Annotated in this window: 12 protein-coding genes; 9 read left to right on the top strand and 3 right to left on the bottom strand. The window is 71.5% G+C overall.

From position 1 onward, the window contains the following. Nucleotides 1-69 precede the first annotated feature (69 nt). Nucleotides 70-1,887: a family 43 glycosylhydrolase gene (locus OHQ87_RS12175; protein ID WP_442930758.1), complete on the bottom strand. Its 1,818-nt coding sequence runs from the start codon at nucleotides 1,885-1,887 to the stop codon at nucleotides 70-72. A gap of 586 nt (nucleotides 1,888-2,473) precedes the next feature. After that, nucleotides 2,474-3,238, bottom strand: a complete 765-nt coding sequence (locus OHQ87_RS12170; RefSeq protein ID WP_328347910.1) for a FadR/GntR family transcriptional regulator — start codon at nucleotides 3,236-3,238, stop codon at nucleotides 2,474-2,476. 150 nt (nucleotides 3,239-3,388) lie between these two features. Here OHQ87_RS12170 and OHQ87_RS12165 point away from each other — a divergent pair, with 150 nt between their 5' ends. Genes OHQ87_RS12165 through OHQ87_RS12125 form a run of 9 tightly spaced genes read left to right on the top strand, consistent with a single transcriptional unit; the run spans nucleotide 3,389 to nucleotide 13,803 of the window. Then, nucleotides 3,389-4,657 (top strand): ABC transporter substrate-binding protein, encoded by a 1,269-nt coding sequence (locus OHQ87_RS12165; protein WP_328347908.1) that lies wholly within the window; start codon nucleotides 3,389-3,391, stop codon nucleotides 4,655-4,657. Nucleotides 4,658-4,660: 3 nt separating this feature from the next. Next, the gene (locus OHQ87_RS12160; protein WP_328347906.1) at nucleotides 4,661-5,632 is read left to right on the top strand and encodes a carbohydrate ABC transporter permease; all 972 of its coding nucleotides are present in this window, start codon (nucleotides 4,661-4,663) and stop codon (nucleotides 5,630-5,632) included. Beyond that, the gene (locus tag OHQ87_RS12155; RefSeq protein WP_328347904.1) at nucleotides 5,632-6,459 is read left to right on the top strand and encodes a carbohydrate ABC transporter permease; all 828 of its coding nucleotides are present in this window, start codon (nucleotides 5,632-5,634) and stop codon (nucleotides 6,457-6,459) included. The genes OHQ87_RS12160 and OHQ87_RS12155 overlap by 1 nt, the downstream gene beginning before the upstream one ends. Nucleotide 6,460: 1 nt before the next feature. Continuing rightward, nucleotides 6,461-7,699 carry a mandelate racemase/muconate lactonizing enzyme family protein gene (locus OHQ87_RS12150; RefSeq protein WP_328347902.1) on the top strand — a complete coding sequence of 413 codons (1,239 nt, stop codon included), beginning with the start codon at nucleotides 6,461-6,463 and terminating at the stop codon, nucleotides 7,697-7,699. Nucleotides 7,700-7,722: 23 nt separating this feature from the next. Next, complete coding sequence (locus OHQ87_RS12145) at nucleotides 7,723-8,748, top strand: zinc-dependent alcohol dehydrogenase (RefSeq protein ID WP_328347900.1); 1,026 nt, start codon at nucleotides 7,723-7,725, stop codon at nucleotides 8,746-8,748. Beyond that, the gene (locus OHQ87_RS12140) at nucleotides 8,745-9,506 is read left to right on the top strand and encodes an SDR family NAD(P)-dependent oxidoreductase (protein ID WP_328347898.1); all 762 of its coding nucleotides are present in this window, start codon (nucleotides 8,745-8,747) and stop codon (nucleotides 9,504-9,506) included. Before OHQ87_RS12145 ends, OHQ87_RS12140 begins: the two co-directional genes overlap by 4 nt. Next, complete coding sequence (locus OHQ87_RS12135; RefSeq protein ID WP_328347896.1) at nucleotides 9,503-10,375, top strand: amidohydrolase family protein; 873 nt, start codon at nucleotides 9,503-9,505, stop codon at nucleotides 10,373-10,375. Before OHQ87_RS12140 ends, OHQ87_RS12135 begins: the two co-directional genes overlap by 4 nt. Next, nucleotides 10,372-11,355, top strand: coding sequence for an aldo/keto reductase (locus OHQ87_RS12130; RefSeq protein ID WP_328347894.1), 984 nt, complete (start codon nucleotides 10,372-10,374; stop codon nucleotides 11,353-11,355). Before OHQ87_RS12135 ends, OHQ87_RS12130 begins: the two co-directional genes overlap by 4 nt. Before the next feature lie 51 nt (nucleotides 11,356-11,406). Continuing rightward, nucleotides 11,407-13,803: an RICIN domain-containing protein gene (locus OHQ87_RS12125; RefSeq protein WP_328347892.1), complete on the top strand. Its 2,397-nt coding sequence runs from the start codon at nucleotides 11,407-11,409 to the stop codon at nucleotides 13,801-13,803. Nucleotides 13,804-13,893: 90 nt separating this feature from the next. Here the strand turns inward: OHQ87_RS12125 and OHQ87_RS12120 are convergent, their stop codons facing one another. Beyond that, the gene (locus tag OHQ87_RS12120) at nucleotides 13,894-15,591 is read right to left on the bottom strand and encodes a tetratricopeptide repeat protein (protein WP_328347890.1); all 1,698 of its coding nucleotides are present in this window, start codon (nucleotides 15,589-15,591) and stop codon (nucleotides 13,894-13,896) included. Nucleotides 15,592-15,874: the final 283 nt, after the last annotated feature.

The raw sequence follows: 15,874 nt of genomic DNA, 5'->3' as shown, positions 1-15,874 counted from the left end.
CCCCCGGTGGGGCGGGAGCGGACCGCCAGGGTGGTGCTGCCGGTCGGGCCGGTCAGACCGGCGTGCAGGTCAGGCCGGCGTGCAGGTCAGGTTGGTCGGTGGTTGGTTGCTGCCGGTGGTCGAGCTGATGTAGCCCACGGTGGTGGACGCCCCCGCCGCGAGCTGTCCGTTGTAGCTGGCGTTGGTGACGGTCACCTGGTTGCCCTGCTGGCTCAGGGTGCCGTTCCAGGCCTGGGACACCGTCTGCCCACTGGGGAAGGTGAAGTTCACCCGCCAGCCGGTGACCGGGACGGACCCGTTGGTGATGGTCAACTTCCCCTCGAAGCCACCCTGCCAGGTGTTGACCACGGTGTTGGTGACCGCGCAGGAGCGGTCGCCGGGCGTCGTCGGAGCCGGCGTGGTCGGAGCCGGGGTCGTCGGGGTCGGGGTCGTCGGGGTGGGGGTGGGGGTAGCGGTGGGCGTCGGGGTGGGCGTCGCGGTCGGGGTGGGCGTCGGATTGGTGCCACTGTTGAACTGCCACCAGTTGACGTTGAACAGGGTGCCGCTGCCGCCGGTGAACCGCAGGTACATGTCGTGGGTACCTGTCGCGCCGGAGACCGGGCAGGAAACGGTCTGCCAGTTCTGCCAGCCGCCGGTGACCGGCACGGCGCAACTGGCCACCCGGGTACCGGTGGCGCTGTCCAGCCGGACCTCGATGGTGCCGCCGCTGCCGGCCGAGGCCACCCGGGCGTTGAACGACGTCGCGCCGGTGCCGAAGGCGACCCCCTTGACCTTGATGTAGTCGCCGTTCTCGATGAATCCGACGTTCATGCCACCCTCGCTGGACGCCTCCGTCTCGATGCCGGAGCCCCAGGCGATGGTCTCGGCCTCCTGCCGCACGTACGGATTCAGCGTGCCGATCTGCGGTGCGCCGGTGGAGGTCATGTTGATCGTCGGGATGGTGCCGTTGGTGTTGTAGGAGAACTTCTCCACCGCGACCGAACGGGTGTAGCCACCGCCGCCGGGCAGCGCGCCGTTGTGGTAGAAGAAGTACGAACCGCCGTTGAAGTCGATGACCCCTGGGTGGTTGGTGAAGCTGCCGCCCTGCCTGGGCATGACGGTGCCCCGGTAGGTCCACGGTCCGGTCGGGCCGGTGGCCGTGGAGTAGGCGATGAACTCACCGCAGCACTCGGCGGCGAAGACGTTGTAGTAGAGGCCGTTGCGCTTGTAGACCCACGGACCCTCCTCGTAGAGGGTGGGGCGGTTCGCGTTGCCGTTGCGGGTGCCGAACCCGGCGGTGGTGAGGGGGATCTTGGTGGCGCTGCCGGAGTACGAGATCATGTCCGTGTTCAGCTTGACGTACCACAGGTTCGGGTTGCCCCAGTAGAGGTATGCCTGCCCGTCGTCGTCGATCATGACGGTCGGGTCGATCTCGCCGTTGGCCACCAGTGGGCGGCCGATGGCGTCGCGGAACGGGCCGGTGGGGCTGTCGCCCACCGCCACCCCGATGGCCATCGAGTTGGTCGACTTCGCGGTCACCGGGACGTACCAGTAGAACTTGCCGTTGCGGGCGATGACCTGGCCTGCCCAGGCGTCCGACTTCGCCCAGCTGAAGGTGCCGACGTTGAGCGGTGAGCCGTGGTCGGTCCAGTTGACCATGTCGGCGGAGGACCAGACCCGCCACTCCTTCATGGTGAAGTACGTCGACCCGTCCTCGTCGTGCCCGGTGTAGAGGTACACCCGGCCGTCGTGCACCAGCGGAGCCGGGTCGGCGGTGTAGATGTGCTGGACGATCGGGTTGTCGGCCTTCGCGACGCTGGCCGGGAGCAGCGTCGAGACCAGGAGCAGGGCCGCGAGCCAGGCGAAGGAGCGCCGCAGTCGGGTCAGTGGTGGCAGTGCGGGTCTCACCAGTACCTCCCAGGTGGGCGATGCGTGTTCTCGAAGGTGGAGTCGGTGCCCCGGCGGCATACCGGACGGCCGACCCCTGGCCGTGGATGCTGATGGGCCCGGGTGCGTCCGAGCTGCCGTCGGGCGGGTACGCGGTGTGGAGTGGCGGTCCCGATCGCGCCCTGACCGGTCGGACGGCACTGTGGTCAGTGCGCGATCGGGTCGGCACCCCACGGTGGCGGTGGACGACGTTCGCCGGGGCTCCCGGGTCAGTCGAGTGGTCGACGACCCGGCGGCGTGCAGCATCCACGCAAGTGCCCGGAGGTGTCCTGCCGGCTGTTCCCGCGCCTGCTCCGCTCCGCCGACCGGTGCCGGTGCCGACGGGGAGCGGGGAAGCGTGCCCTTCGCTTCTGCGGCCGACGGTATCTTGTTATCGTTAACACTGGCAAGCCATTGACGTCCGTTGGTTCAGCTGCGCGCGATCGGTGCCGGACGATCGATGTTTCCCGGGGTCGGTCCGGGGTCGGTCCGGGGTCGGTCCGGGGTCGGCCGCCCTACAGCGGAGCCGTCCGGGGTCGGCCGCCCTGCACCGGGGCCGGCCGGGGCGTCAGCGCACCAGCCGTGCGGTGTCCGGGCCGCTGCGGCGGACCAGCCAGGCCTCGGTGATGTGGGTGACCATGGCCTCGGCGGCACCGTCCGGGTCGCGGGCCGCGATGCGTTCGTAGATGCGCCGGTGCCCCCGGTTGGACGCCACACACAGGGCGCGCTCGGAGCGGCCCATGTAGCGGGCGGTGTTCACCACCTGGCTCTCCAGGGACCGCACCACGCCCCGGGCGATCCGGTTGCCGGACGCCTGCATGATCACGTCGTGGAACGCCCGGTCGTGTTCGTGGTAGGCGACCTGGTCGCCGACCAGTTCGTCCATCCGGTCGACCAGCGCGCGCAGCCGGTCGACCGTCGCCTGGTCGGCCAGCCGGGCGGCGACGTTGGCCATGTCGGACTCCAGCACCCGACGGGTGGCCACCAGGTCGTCGAGGATGGTCAGGCCGTCGTCCTCGGCGATGGTCGCCGCGAGGACGAGTTCGTCGAGCATGTCCCACATCGACGGCGGGGTGACGATGGTGCCGCTGCCCTGTCGGACCTGCACCAGACCCTTCTCCTGAAGGATCTTGACGGCCTCCCGGACGACCGTGCGGCTGACCGAGAACGCCTCGCACAGCGCCGGTTCGGGGGGCAGCGGGGAGCCTGTGGGGTGGCTTCCGCGCACGATGCGTTCCACCAGCTCGGCGGTGACCGCCGTGGCGAGGTTGGCGGGTCGTCGTGCCCAGGTCGGGGGTGCCGCCGTGTTCAGGGTGCTCTCTCGTGCCGTCATGTCCCCTCCACTGACTCCCGCGGACCGCGCCACGACCTACCTGCCGCGAATTCTACGTCTTGGTGTTGACGTCATACGTCATACGAGTTACCTTTCCGTCAATTCATGCCTCCCGATCAGTGTGGCAGGCGGAGCCGAAGGATGGCAGCGATGAAGCAGCGAACAGTGTGGTCGGCCGTGCTCGTGGCGACGCTGGCGCTGGCCGGCTGCGGGAGCGCCGGCGGATCCCGCTCCTCGCCGGGTGGTTCCGAGGGAAAACTGGTGGTCTGGGACTGGAAGTCCGGTGAGCCGACCGCCGCCGCCTACCTGCAGAAGGCGAAGGCCGACTTCGCCAGGAAGCACCCCGACGTCACCGTCGAGTTCGTCGCCCAGCCCTTCGAGCAGTACTACACCCTGCTCGGCACGGCGATCCAGGCCGGCAAGGGACCCGACGTGATGCTGTTCAACGGCGGCGGCCAGATCCGGGACCGGGCCGACGCGCTGCTGCCGCTGGACGACTACCTGGCCGAGGACCGGCAGCGGCTCACCGGCTGGGAGGCGTTCACCAAGGACGGCAAGACCTACGCCGGCCCGGTGACCCTCCAGGGCCACCCGATCTACTACAACCGGACGCTCTACGAGAAGGCCGGCCTCGACCCTGCCAACCCGGCCACCACCTGGCCGCAGTTCGTCGCCAACTGCGCGACCCTCACCAAGCAGACCGGCGCGAAGTGCCTCGCCCTCGGCAACAAGGAGGGCTTCGGCATCCAGTTCTTCCTCTCCGCCTTCGGGACCGGGGTGTTCACCCCGCAGGAGCAGGACGACTGGATCGCCGGCAAGCGGGACTGGACCTCGCCGCACGTCAAGCGGATCTTCGCGCTCTGGAAGGAGACCCAGGACGCCAAGCTGAACAGCGACGGGGCGAACTCGACGGCGATGTTCAACGACTCCTTCGCGATCTTCCAGTCCGCGAAGGCCGCCCACGTCATCGGGCTGATGTCGGACGTGGGCCACTGGAAGGACTTCAGCGAGTTCGTGACGGCCGAGAAGCTGGGCGTGATGCGCGCCCCGGTCGTCGTACCCGGCGCCGTCCCGAACCTGCCCTTCGACGGCGGCATCGGCTACGGGGTCGCCAAGTGGACCAAGGACCCCAAGGTCGCCGCCGACCTGGTGCGTTCGCTGACCTCGACCGACGCGCTGAAGTCCTTCTACGCCGATGCCGGCGCGATCGCCGCCGACACCACCATCGACGTGTCGCAGGGCGGGCCGGCGGTGACCACCATCGTCGCCGACCTCAAGACCGGCAAGCCCGCCCTGCACGTGGCGCTCTCCTCGAAGACCCTGGACCTGATGGGCCGACTCTCCCAGCAACTGCTGAGCGGTTCGGTCTCGGTCGACGAGGCGGTGAAGCAGTTGGCCGCCTCCGATCAGGCCGGCTGACCGGTGCCGGTCGACGAGGCGATGCCGTCGGTCCGCCCGGCCCCGGCCGGACGGACCGACGGGACACCACCACGGCAACGCGTACCCCGTGATCGGGCCGCCCCGCGCGGTGGCCGGCGCGCTGAGCGCCTCGCCCCCTACGTGCTGCTGGCCCCGGCCCTGCTGATCCTGCTGCTGCTGCGGTTCTGGCCGCTGCTGCTGGGGGTCAACTTCTCCTTCACCGGCGACGGCGACCGCGACGGGCTGATGGTCGGCTTCGACAACTACCTGGAGCTGTTCCGGGATCCGCTGTTCCGGGGCGCGCTGCGTAACGTCGGCCTGCTCGTGCTGCTGCTGCCGGTGGCGGTGGCCATTCCCGGACTGCTCGCCACCTTCATCTACCTGCGGGTACCCGGGCACCGGCTGTACCGCAGCGTCTACTTCTTTCCCGCCGTGTTGTCCCCGGTCATCGTCGGCGCGATCTTCAATCTGCTGCTGGCCTTCGACGGCCCGTTCAACGCCCTGCTCGGTGGCGTCGGCCTCGGCCCGGTGGACTGGCTCGGCGACCCGGACGTGGCGATGTTCGTGGTGGTCGGGGTGCACATCTGGGCGACCTTCGGGATGGCGCTCGTGGTGTTCCTCGCCGGTTTCGCCACCCTGGACGCCTCGTTGCTGGACGCCGCCCGGGTGGACGGCGCGTCGCTGCCCCAGACCATCCGGCACGTGATCGTCCCCAGTCTCTCCCGGACCATCCAGTTCGTCTTCGTCACCACGATGATCGGGATGCTGACCTCCATGTTCGGCCTGCTCTACGTGATGACCAGCGGCGGCCCGGAAGGCTCGACCTACCTGCCGGAGTACTACATCTGGTTCCAGCAGGGACAGCTGAACCGTCCCGCGCTCGCCTCGGCCGCCTCGACGGTGCTCTTCCTCATCATGCTCGTGGTGGGGCTGTTGCAGATCAGCCTGCTCCGGCGGGCGGTGAGGGAGGCGTGATGTCCCACGTCCGGTGGGGCCGGTGGCTGGTCGCCGTCCCGATGGCCGTGCTGGCCCTGGCGACCGTCTACCCGCTGGTCTTCACCGTCAACGTGGCGATGAAGACCAGGCGTGACTACATTCTCGACCGGTTCTCGCTGGCGGACGCCCTGCACTGGGAGAACATCGCCACCGCGTGGAACAGCGTGGGGATGGCCCGGTACCTGGTCAACTCGACGGTCGTGGTGGCGGTCTCGGTCGTCCTGCTGCTGCTGTTCGGGTCGATGGCCGGCTTCGCGCTGAGCCAGTTGCGCTTCCGGGGCTCGTCGGTGCTCTTCCTGTGCTGCCTCGCGGCGCTCTTCGTCCCGTTCCAGGTGATCATGGTGCCGCTGGCCCGGATCATGGGGGACACCGGCCTGGTCGACACCTACCCCGGGCTCGTCCTCGCCTACGTGGCGCAGTTCCTGCCGTTCACGATCTTCCTGATGACCAGCTACTACAAGACCATCCCGACCGAGATCATCGACGCCGCCCGGATCGACGGCAACGACGTCTACGGCGTCTACCGACGGATCATGCTGCCGCTGGGCACCCCGGCGCTGCTGTCGGTCGGCATCCTCAACGCCCTGTTCTGCTGGAACGACGTGCTGATCTCGTTGCTGCTGATGCCCTCGGCCGACCATCGCACCCTGATGGTCGGGGTGACCTCGCTACGGGGGCAGTACTCCGACGACATCCCCACCTTCGCCTCGGGGGTGCTGATCGCCGCGATACCCGTGCTGGTGATCTACCTCTTCCTCCAGCGCCAGATCGCCGACGGTGTCGCCGCCGGCGCCACGAAGGGCTGACATGCGGATCACCGGATACCGGACCCTGACCACCGTCCAGGAGTGGGGGCGTCCCGTCGGCGACGCCAACGGCGTCTTCACCGACGGGGTGACCACGGTGCCGATCATCGTGGTCGAGACCGACGAGGGCATCACCGGGGTCGGCCTCGGCCCGTACGCGGACGTCGAACGGATCTTCGCGGCGATCGACGGCGAGGACCCCCGCGCCGTGACCACCCTCTACGACCGGATGCTGCGGCAGACCTTCAAGGCGGGCCACGCCGGATCGGTGTTCGGCACCATCGGGGCGCTGGACACCGCGCTGTGGGACATCAAGGCCCAGGCGGCGGGTCAGCCGCTCTGGCGGCTGCTCGGCGGACGCGACCGGCGGGTGCCCGCGTACGCGTCCGGCCTGGACATCGGCCTGGACGACGACGAACTCGCCGCGGCCTACGCGGTCTACGCCCGGCACGGGCTGCGGGCCGCGAAGCTCAAGGGCGGCCTCGACATCGAGCGGGACCGGCACCGGCTGCACCTGGTCCGGGACGTGTTGACCGAGGCCGGGCGGGGACAGCGGCCCGGCCTGATGCTCGACGTGAACGAGGCCTGGACCCGCAAGCAGGCCGTCCGGCACGTCTGCGAGCTGGAACGCACCCTGGACCTCGTCTGGATCGAGGAACCCGTCCGCCGGTGGGACGCCGAGGGCCTGGCCGTGGTCGGGCGCGGAATCCGGGCCTCGGTCGCCACCGGGGAGAACCTCACCGGCCTCGAACAGTACCGGCCACTGATCGCCTCGGCGGCGGTCGACGTCGTACAGATGGCCGCGGTGTGGGGGGTGACCCACTTCCTGCGGGTGGCCGCCCTGGCGCACGCCTACGACCTGCCGGTCAGCCCGATCGGCAACAGCCCGGTCGGGCTGCTGCACGCCGCCACGTCGGTGCCGAACCACCTGGTCAGCGAGCTACAGGACCTCCAGCCACCGGTCGGGCTCACCCGGGACCTGCACGTCGAGGACGGCGCGTTCGTCCTCGGCGACGCACCGGGGCTGGGTGTCACGCTCGCCGAGGAGGAGATCCGGAGCTATCCGCGTCGCACGGACGTGCCGACCCCCGAGGGCCCCAACGTACGGCCGGAACGTGCCGGCCGCCGGTTGCTGGCGGTGCCCGACCAGGCGCCCGCCGGGCCGGGACGGTACGTCGCCCCGCTGCCCGGTGCCTCCGCGCACCACCACGACGGACTTCCGAACGCCGTCCGGCACTGACTCCGACCCCCGAGGGAGTACGCATGAAGGCAGTGGTCTACCGAAGCGCGCGGCACCTGGAGGTCGAGCGGCGCGCTCCGGAGCCGCCCGGGCCCGGCCAGCTGCGGATCGCGGTGGCCTACACCGGGATCTGCGGCACCGACCTGCACGTCTACCACGGCGACATGGACGCCCGGGTGGGCGCGTCGGCGGTGATCGGGCACGAGATGTCCGGGCGGGTCGCCGAGGTCGGCGCGGGCGTCACCGACCACGCCGTGGGTCAGCCGGTCACCGTGATGCCCACCCGCTTCTGCGGCCGGTGCGCCGCCTGCCGGCGCGGCGACTCGCACATCTGCCACGCGATGAACTTCCTCGGCGTGGACTCCCCGGGTGCCATGCAGTCCTCCTGGACGGTCCCGGCCGACCTGGTGGTGCCGCTCCCCGCCGAGCTGCCCCTCGACGAGGCCGCCCTGGTGGAACCGGTCGCGGTCGCCGTGCACGACGTACGTCGGGGCCGGGTGACCGACGCCGACCAGGTCGTCGTGGTCGGTGGCGGGCCGGTCGGCGTGCTCATCGCCACCGTCGCCCGGCAGCGTGGCGCGCGGGTCCTGCTGGTCGAGCCGGACCCGTTCCGCCGGTCGGTGGCCACCGCTGTCGGCATCGACGCCGTGGACCCGAAGGACACCGACGTGGTGGCCTTGGTGAACGAGCGCACCGACGGTGCGGGGGCTGACGTGGCCTTCGAGGTCTCCGGCTCCGCCGCCGGTGTCGGCACCGCCGTCGACGTGCTGACCACCCGGGGCCGGCTGGTCATGGTGGCGATCCATCCGCAGCCCCGACCGGTGAACCTGCACCGGGTCTTCTGGCGCGAACTGGAACTGCTCGGCGCCCGGCTCTACCAGCGCGAGGACATGGTGGAGGCGGTCCGGCTGGTCGCCTCCGGGGCGATCCCGGCCCGGCAGCTCATCTCCCGGGTGGTGCCGGTGGACGAGGCGGCGTCCGCCTTCACCGCCCTGGAGGGCGGCGGCGTGATGAAGGTGCTGCTCGACCTGCGGGAGGCGGACCGATGAGCGGCCTGTTCGACCTGTCCGGCCGGACCGCAGTGGTGACCGGTGCCCGCCGGGGCATCGGGCTGGCCATGGCCGAGGCGCTGGCCGTCGCCGGCGCCGACATCGTCGGCGTGTCGGCCCAGCTGGAGGCCACCGGCAGCGAGGTGGAGCAACGGGTACGCGCGGCGGGCCGCCGCTTCACCGCCCTGCGCGCCGACCTGGCCGACCGCGCCGCGGTACGCCGACTCGTCGGGGACCTGCACGACCTCGGCCCGGTCGACATCCTGGTCAACAACGGCGGCACCATCGCCCGCGCCCCGGCGGCGGAGCACCCCGACGAGATGTGGGACCACGTCATCGAGGTGAACCTGACCAGCCAGTTCGTGCTGAGCCGGGAGATCGGCCGGGGAATGGTGGAGCGGGGACGCGGGAAGATCATCTTCACCGCGTCGCTGCTCAGCTTCCAGGGCGGCATCACCGTTCCCGGCTACGCCGCCTCGAAGTCCGGCCTCACCGGGCTCACCAAGGCGCTGGCCAACGAGTGGGCGGCACACGGGGTCAACGTCAACGCCATCGCCCCGGGCTACATCGCCACCGACAACACCCGGGCGCTGCGCGACGACCCGGAGCGCGACCGGGCCATCCTCGCCCGGATCCCGACCGGCCGGTGGGGAGACGCCGACGACCTGGCCGGCGCGACGGTGTTCCTGGCCGCACCGGCGTCGGACTACGTCAACGGCATCGTGCTGCCCGTCGACGGCGGGTGGTTGGGCCGATGACCGCGCCGTCCGGACGCTCCGACATCGTCGACGCCCACCACCACCTCTGGGTCCGGTCCCGGCACCCGCAACCCTGGATCGACCCGGCCACCATGGCGGCGATCGACGCCGACTTCACCCCGGCCGACCTCGCCCGGGTGGCCCGCGCCGCCGGGGTCGCCGGGTCGGTGGTGGTGCAGGCCAACTCCACCGAGGCGGAGACGGTGGACCTGCTCGGCACCGCCGCCGACGACACCCTGGTGCGGGGGGTCGTCGGGTGGCTGGACGTCACCGCCGACGACGTCGTCGACCGGTTGGCCCGGCTGCGGGCCGCCCGGGGCGGCGACCTGCTGGTCGGCATCCGGTACTCCGTCCAGGACGAGCCCGACCCGACGTTCCTCGACCGGGCCGACGTGCGGCGGGGGATCGCGGCGGTGGGCGCCGCCGGGCTCGCCTTCGACCTGCTGGTCCGGCAGCACCAGCTCGGTGCGGCCGGCCGGGTGGCGCGCGACCTGCCCGAGGTGCGGTTCGTCCTGGACCACCTCGGCAAGCCCGCGCTGGGCGGGCCGGACCTCGCCGGCTGGGCCCGCGACCTGCACGCCCTCGCCGCCTGGACCAACACCACGGCGAAGCTGTCCGGGCTGGTCACCGAGGTGCAGCGGTCATCCTGGACCCCTGACGACCTCCGACCGGCCGTCGACCACGCGCTCGACGCGTTCGGTCCGGACCGGTTGATGTTCGGCTCCGACTGGCCGGTGTGCCTGCTCGCCAGCTCCTACGACCGCTGGGTCGACACCCTGGCGGGGTTGTTGGACCCGCTCGGCCCCGACGAGCGGGCGGCGATCTGGCGGCACACCGCCCGGCGGGCGTACCGGCTGGAGGCGTCGTGAGAGCACACGCGTTGCCGCGTCGACCGGCGGTACGCCTCACCGAGCTGGGGTTCGGCGGGGCGCAGGGCGGCAACCTCTACCGGGCCACCACCGACGAGGAGTTCGCCGCCGCGATCGACACCGCGTGGGAGGGCGGCCTGCGCTACTACGACACCGCGCCGCACTACGGGCTCGGGCTGTCCGAGCGGCGGATCGGCGCGGCCCTGCGTACCCGGCCCCGCGACGAGTACGTGGTGTCGACGAAGGTGGGTCGGCTGCTCGTACCGTCGCCGCAGGACGGTCACCGGCGCGACCCGGAGGGCTTCGACGTGGCCGCGGACCACCGGCGGGCCTGGGACTTCTCCCGTGACGGGGTACTCCGCTCGCTGGAGTCCAGCCTGGAACGCACCGGCCTGGACCGGGTGGACGTGGTCTACCTGCACGACCCCGACGACCACTGGGAGCAGGCCGCCACCGAGGCGGTGCCCGCCCTGGTGGAGCTGCGCGACCAGGGCGTGGTGGGTGCGATCGGCGCCGGCATGAACCAGTCCCACCTGCTGACCCGGTTCGTCCGGGAGACCGACGTCGACGTGGTGATGTGCGCCGGCCGGTACACCCTGCTGGAACAGGGTGCGCTGGCCGACCTGCTGCCCGCCGCCGAGGAGCGGGGCGTCGGCGTGGTGATCGCCGGGGTCTACAACTCCGGCCTGCTGTCCCGGGACCGGCCACCGGCCGACGCGACCTACAACTACCAGCAGGCGCCGCCGGAGCTGATCGAGCGGGCCCGGCGGATCGCCGACGTCTGCCAGTCGTACGGCGTCACCCTGCCCCAGGCGGCGCTCGCCTTCGTCCGGTCACATCCCGCAGTCGTCTCGACGGTCGTCGGCCTGCGCAGCGACGCGCAGGTGGCGCAGACCCTGGCCCGCGCGAACGCCGACGTCCCGGCGGCGCTGTGGCCGACCCTGCGGGCAGCCGGTCTGCTCACCCCGGTCGCGGCATGATTCCACCACGGCCGGGTTCCACCACCCCCCACCACGATAGGAGTCCCACCCGTGTCCGTCCCGACATCCCCCAGCGGGCGTAGGCAGGCGCTGGCCGGCCTGGCCGCCTCGGCGGTCGCCGCCGCGGTCGCCGTGGTCGCCTCGGCCAACCCCGCCCTCGCCGCCACCACCACGCTCTACGCGTCCCCCTCCGGCAGCGGCACCGCCTGCTCCGCCAGCCAGCCGTGCGCGCTGACCGAGGCGCAGAACGCGGTCCGCTCCCTCAACACCTCGATGTCCGGCGACATCGTCGTCGAGCTGGCCGACGGCGTCTACCGGCTCGGCGCGCCGTTCCGGCTCACCGCCGCCGACTCCGGCACCAACGGCTACACCGTGACGTGGCGGGCCGCCGCGTCCGCGCGCCCGGTGATCAGCGGGGCCCGGGCGGTCACCGGCTGGTCGCTGGTCGACTCCGGAAAGAACATCTGGCGGGCCAACGTGCCCGCCGGGATCGACAGCCGGCAGCTCTACGTCAACGGCGCGGTCGCCACCCGGGCGCGGACCGCCGTCAACCGGGCCGACTTCACCTTCACCACCAGCGGCATGCGGTTCAGCAACGGCGCGTTGAGCTACCTCAACAACCTGGGCAACCAGAACCGGGTCGAGGTGGAGAGCGTCGGCTCGTTCACCGACAGGTACTCGCCGGTGCAGAGCATCAGCGGCAACTTCCTGACCATGCAGCAGCCGGCCTGGAACAACAACACCTTCGGCTTCGACACCCTGTCCAAGCCGCACCGGGCCGGGGCGTTCTACCTGGCCAACGCGTACGAGTTCCTGGACAGCCCGGGGGAGTGGTACCTGAACCCGGGCAGCGGGCAGCTCAACTACATCCCGCTGGCCGGGCAGAACATGAGCAGCGTCAGCGTGGAGCTGCCGCAGTTGCAGTCGCTGGTGAACGTCGGCGGCAGCTACGACGCCCCGGCGCACCACATCGCGTTCAGCGGGATCACCTTCACCGGCACCAGCTGGCTCGGCCCGAGCAGCAGCAACGGCTTCGCCGACCAGCAGACCGGCGCGCACATCGTCGGCACCTGGGCCCGTCCGGCCGACGCGCTGACCTCCTGCCAGGAGGGTTGCCCGCTGTTCGAGGCCACCCGGCCGAGCTGGGCCCAGATGCCGGCCGCCGTGCAGGTCTCCGCCGCCAACACCATCACCTTCAGCGACTCGCAGTTCGTCAACCTGGGGCAGACCGCCATCGGCATCGGCAACGACGCCAACGCGCACGCCAGCGGGGTCGGCCTGGGAGCCAGCAACATCACCGTCACCCGTTCCGAGATCGCCCGCAACTCGGCAGGCGGTGTCGTGGTCGGCGGTGTCCGCGCCGACGCCCACCACCCGAGTGACCAGCGGATGGTCAACCGGAACATCACCATCAGCAACAACCGGGTGCACGACCTGGGCCTGGAGTACCGGGGCGTGGTCTCGATCCTGACCACCTACGTCAACACCTCGCTGGTGTCGCACAACGAGGTCTACAACATGCCGTACACCGGGCTGTCGGTCGGCTACGGCTGGGGTGCCAACGACGCGGGCGGCAGCAACCACTACGCCAACCGCGGGCTGTACAACTACCAGCCGCGCTACTCGACGGCGACCACCGCGGCCAACAACCAGGTCATCGGCAACTACGTGCACGACGTGATGCAGCAGATGACCGACGGCGGCTGCATCTACACGCTGTCGGCCAACCCTGGCGGGACCATCAACGAGAACTACTGCCTGCGCACCAACGGCTGGTTCGGGCTCTACTTCGACGAGGGCTCCCGCTACTACACCGCCCGCAACAACGTGTTCTCCTCCACCGGCACCTGGGCCACCGCCAACTACTGGTACGCCGAGAACATGGGCAACTTCACCGTCACCAACAACTGGTCGACAAACAACAGCACCAACGTGACCAACGGTGACCGGGGCAACGTCGTCAACAACAACACCGTGGTCAGCAACAACAACTGGCCCTCGGGCGCGCAGACCGTCATCGCCAACGCCGGGGTGCAGGGCACCACCAACCCGCCGGCGCAGGGCGTGCAGCTCGTCGGGGTCCAGTCCGGCCGCTGTGCCGAGGTCACCGGCTCCAGCACCACCAACGGCACCCAGGCCCAGCTCTGGGACTGCACCGGCGCGACCAACCAGCGGTGGACCCAGACCGCCAGCCGGCAGTTGATGGTCTATGGCAACAAGTGCCTGGACGCCTCCGGGCAGGGCACCAGCAACGGCACCAAGGTGGTGATCTGGGACTGCAACGGCGGCACCAACCAACAGTGGAACGTCAACGCCAACGGCACGATCACCGGCGCGCAGTCCGGGCTCTGCCTGGACGCGAACGCCGCTGGTACGGCCAACGGCACCAAGTTGATCCTCTGGGCCTGCAACGGCGGCACCAACCAGCAGTGGAGCCTGCGCAGCTGACCGGTCGGCCATCGGGGTGCGTGGGGTCGGGCCGTCCGCCCGACCCCACGCACCCCGACGTCGTTGCCCACCCGGGCCACGTGCGGCCGGTCAGGAGGTGCGACGGCGGCAGCGGGCGAGTGCGGTGCTCAGGTCGCGACGCAGTGACCGGTCCAGGTCGGGCGCGTCGAGCGCGTCGGTGAAATCCCGGGCGGCCTCGTCCCAGCGGCCGAGCCGGACCAGCGCGGTGCCCCGGTTGTAGCGGGGCACCGGTGCCGCCGACAGCGCGACCGCCCGGTCCAGGTCGGCCACGGCGGCGGCCACCTCGCCCCGGTCGAACCGGACGGCGGCCCGGTTCGTCCACGCCTCGACCAGTTCCGGATCGCCGGCCAACGCCCGGCTGAACAGCTCCTCGGCCTCGGCCGGACCACCGCGCTCCGAGCGGATCAGCCCGAGGGTGCACAGCAGGACGGGCTCGTCCGGGGTCAACGCCAGCCCGGCCCGCGCCCCCGCCTCGGCGACGTCGAGCGCACCCCGGCCGAGGTGCAGGTTGACCAGGGCGATCCGGGCGTCGAGGTGCCCTGGATCGATGGCGAGCACCCGTTCCAGGTCGTCGCGGGCCCGCCCGGTGCGGCCCCGCTCCTGGTGCAGCACCGCCCGGTTGAAGTAGGCCTCCGGCAGGTGCGGCCCGAGGCGGATCGCGGCACCGTGGTCCCGGATCGCGGCCCGGTGCCGCCCGGCCGCCCGGTGCAGGGCGGCCCTGTCCACGTAGTACTCGCAGTTGTCGGGGTCGTGGCCGATCACGGTGTCGAGCTCGGTCAGGGCCCGCTGCGGATCGCCCAACGCCAGATAGAGCTGGGCCCGGTTGTGGCGCAGCCGGGCCAGGTCCTGGGGACGTTCACCGGGGGCGAGCACCGCCGTCAGCCGGGCCAGACCGTCGTCGATCAGCCGGAGCGCCCGCTCCGGCTCGCCCGCCCGGCTGTCCAGTAGGGCCAGGCCCTGCTCGTAGAAGACTGTCGACAGCACCCGCTGCCGGTGGTCGGCCACCGTGCGGGCGAGCCGGAGCGCCTGCTCCAGCCAGTGCCTGGCCCGCGCCGGGTCCTGCGCGGCGGCGGGCAGGTGCCGGGCGTACAGCATGGCGGTGGCGTACGCGGCCGACATGGTGATCTTGGGGTCGTCGGTGCTGGCCCGCGCCTCGTGATAGAGGTCGAGCGCCTCGGTGGCCTGGTCCAGCGCCGCCAGGGCGGTGGCCAGGCCGGTGGTGAACGCCCACCAGTGCGGCAGGTCGTCGGCCGGGGTGACCAGGGTGCGTCCGTGCCGGGCGGTGCGGGCAGCATGGTGGTAGAAGCCGCCGGCCAGGCTCTCACCGAGGGCGGTGCGCAGGGCCGCCGGGGTCGGGTCGACCGCCGGCCGGGCCGGGCCGTCGTCGCGCAGCTCCAGCCGCACCGGGTACGCCCCGAGCCGGCCGGCCAGCGAGCCCAGCAGCTCCCGGGTGGTCTCGTCGGCGGCACCGACGTGCGCGAACCGGAGCGTGACCGGGCGTCGGAGGGTGCCCGCCCAGGCCGCCACGAACTCGGTCGCGCCGTAGGCCAGGGCGGCGGTGCGCCGGGCGGGATGGAACCGGATCGGCTGCTCCTCGGCGGCGGTGCGCCTGCCCGCGTCGAGCCGGGGCGCGATGGCCCGCAACTCGACCCGGTGCCGGGCGGCCAACCGGGGGCGGTCGGCGGCGATCCGGCCGAGGAGGTCGGCCACTCCGGCGTACGGCCCGTGGTCGCGGTGGCAGTCGTACGGCGGTGGCTCGCCGCTCATGGCTGGGCCGGGGCTCCGGAGGGCGGGCGCCCGGGGGCGCCCGCCGGGCCGGTAGTTACCAGCACCACTCGATCCAGAGCCGGCGGGCGCCGGACACCAGACGCAGTGCGCGCGTACGACGGATGGTCATCTTCTTCATGGGCACCTCCGTGGTCGTCCACTCCGGACTGCGGAGAGCCTAGTGCCGATCAAGGGAAATGCGAAGGGGGTTCGTGACCGCGCGGTCGACCGGTGGCCCGGCCGGGCGCTGGCGCATTGACAGATGCGCATCAATTGGTAGAGA

It is taken from the genome of Micromonospora sp. NBC_00421, assembly GCF_036017915.1.
Taxonomy (GTDB): Bacteria; Actinomycetota; Actinomycetes; order Mycobacteriales; family Micromonosporaceae; genus Micromonospora.
Note: the sequence above shows the minus strand (reverse complement) of the source record. Positions and strands in the feature narration are given on the sequence as shown.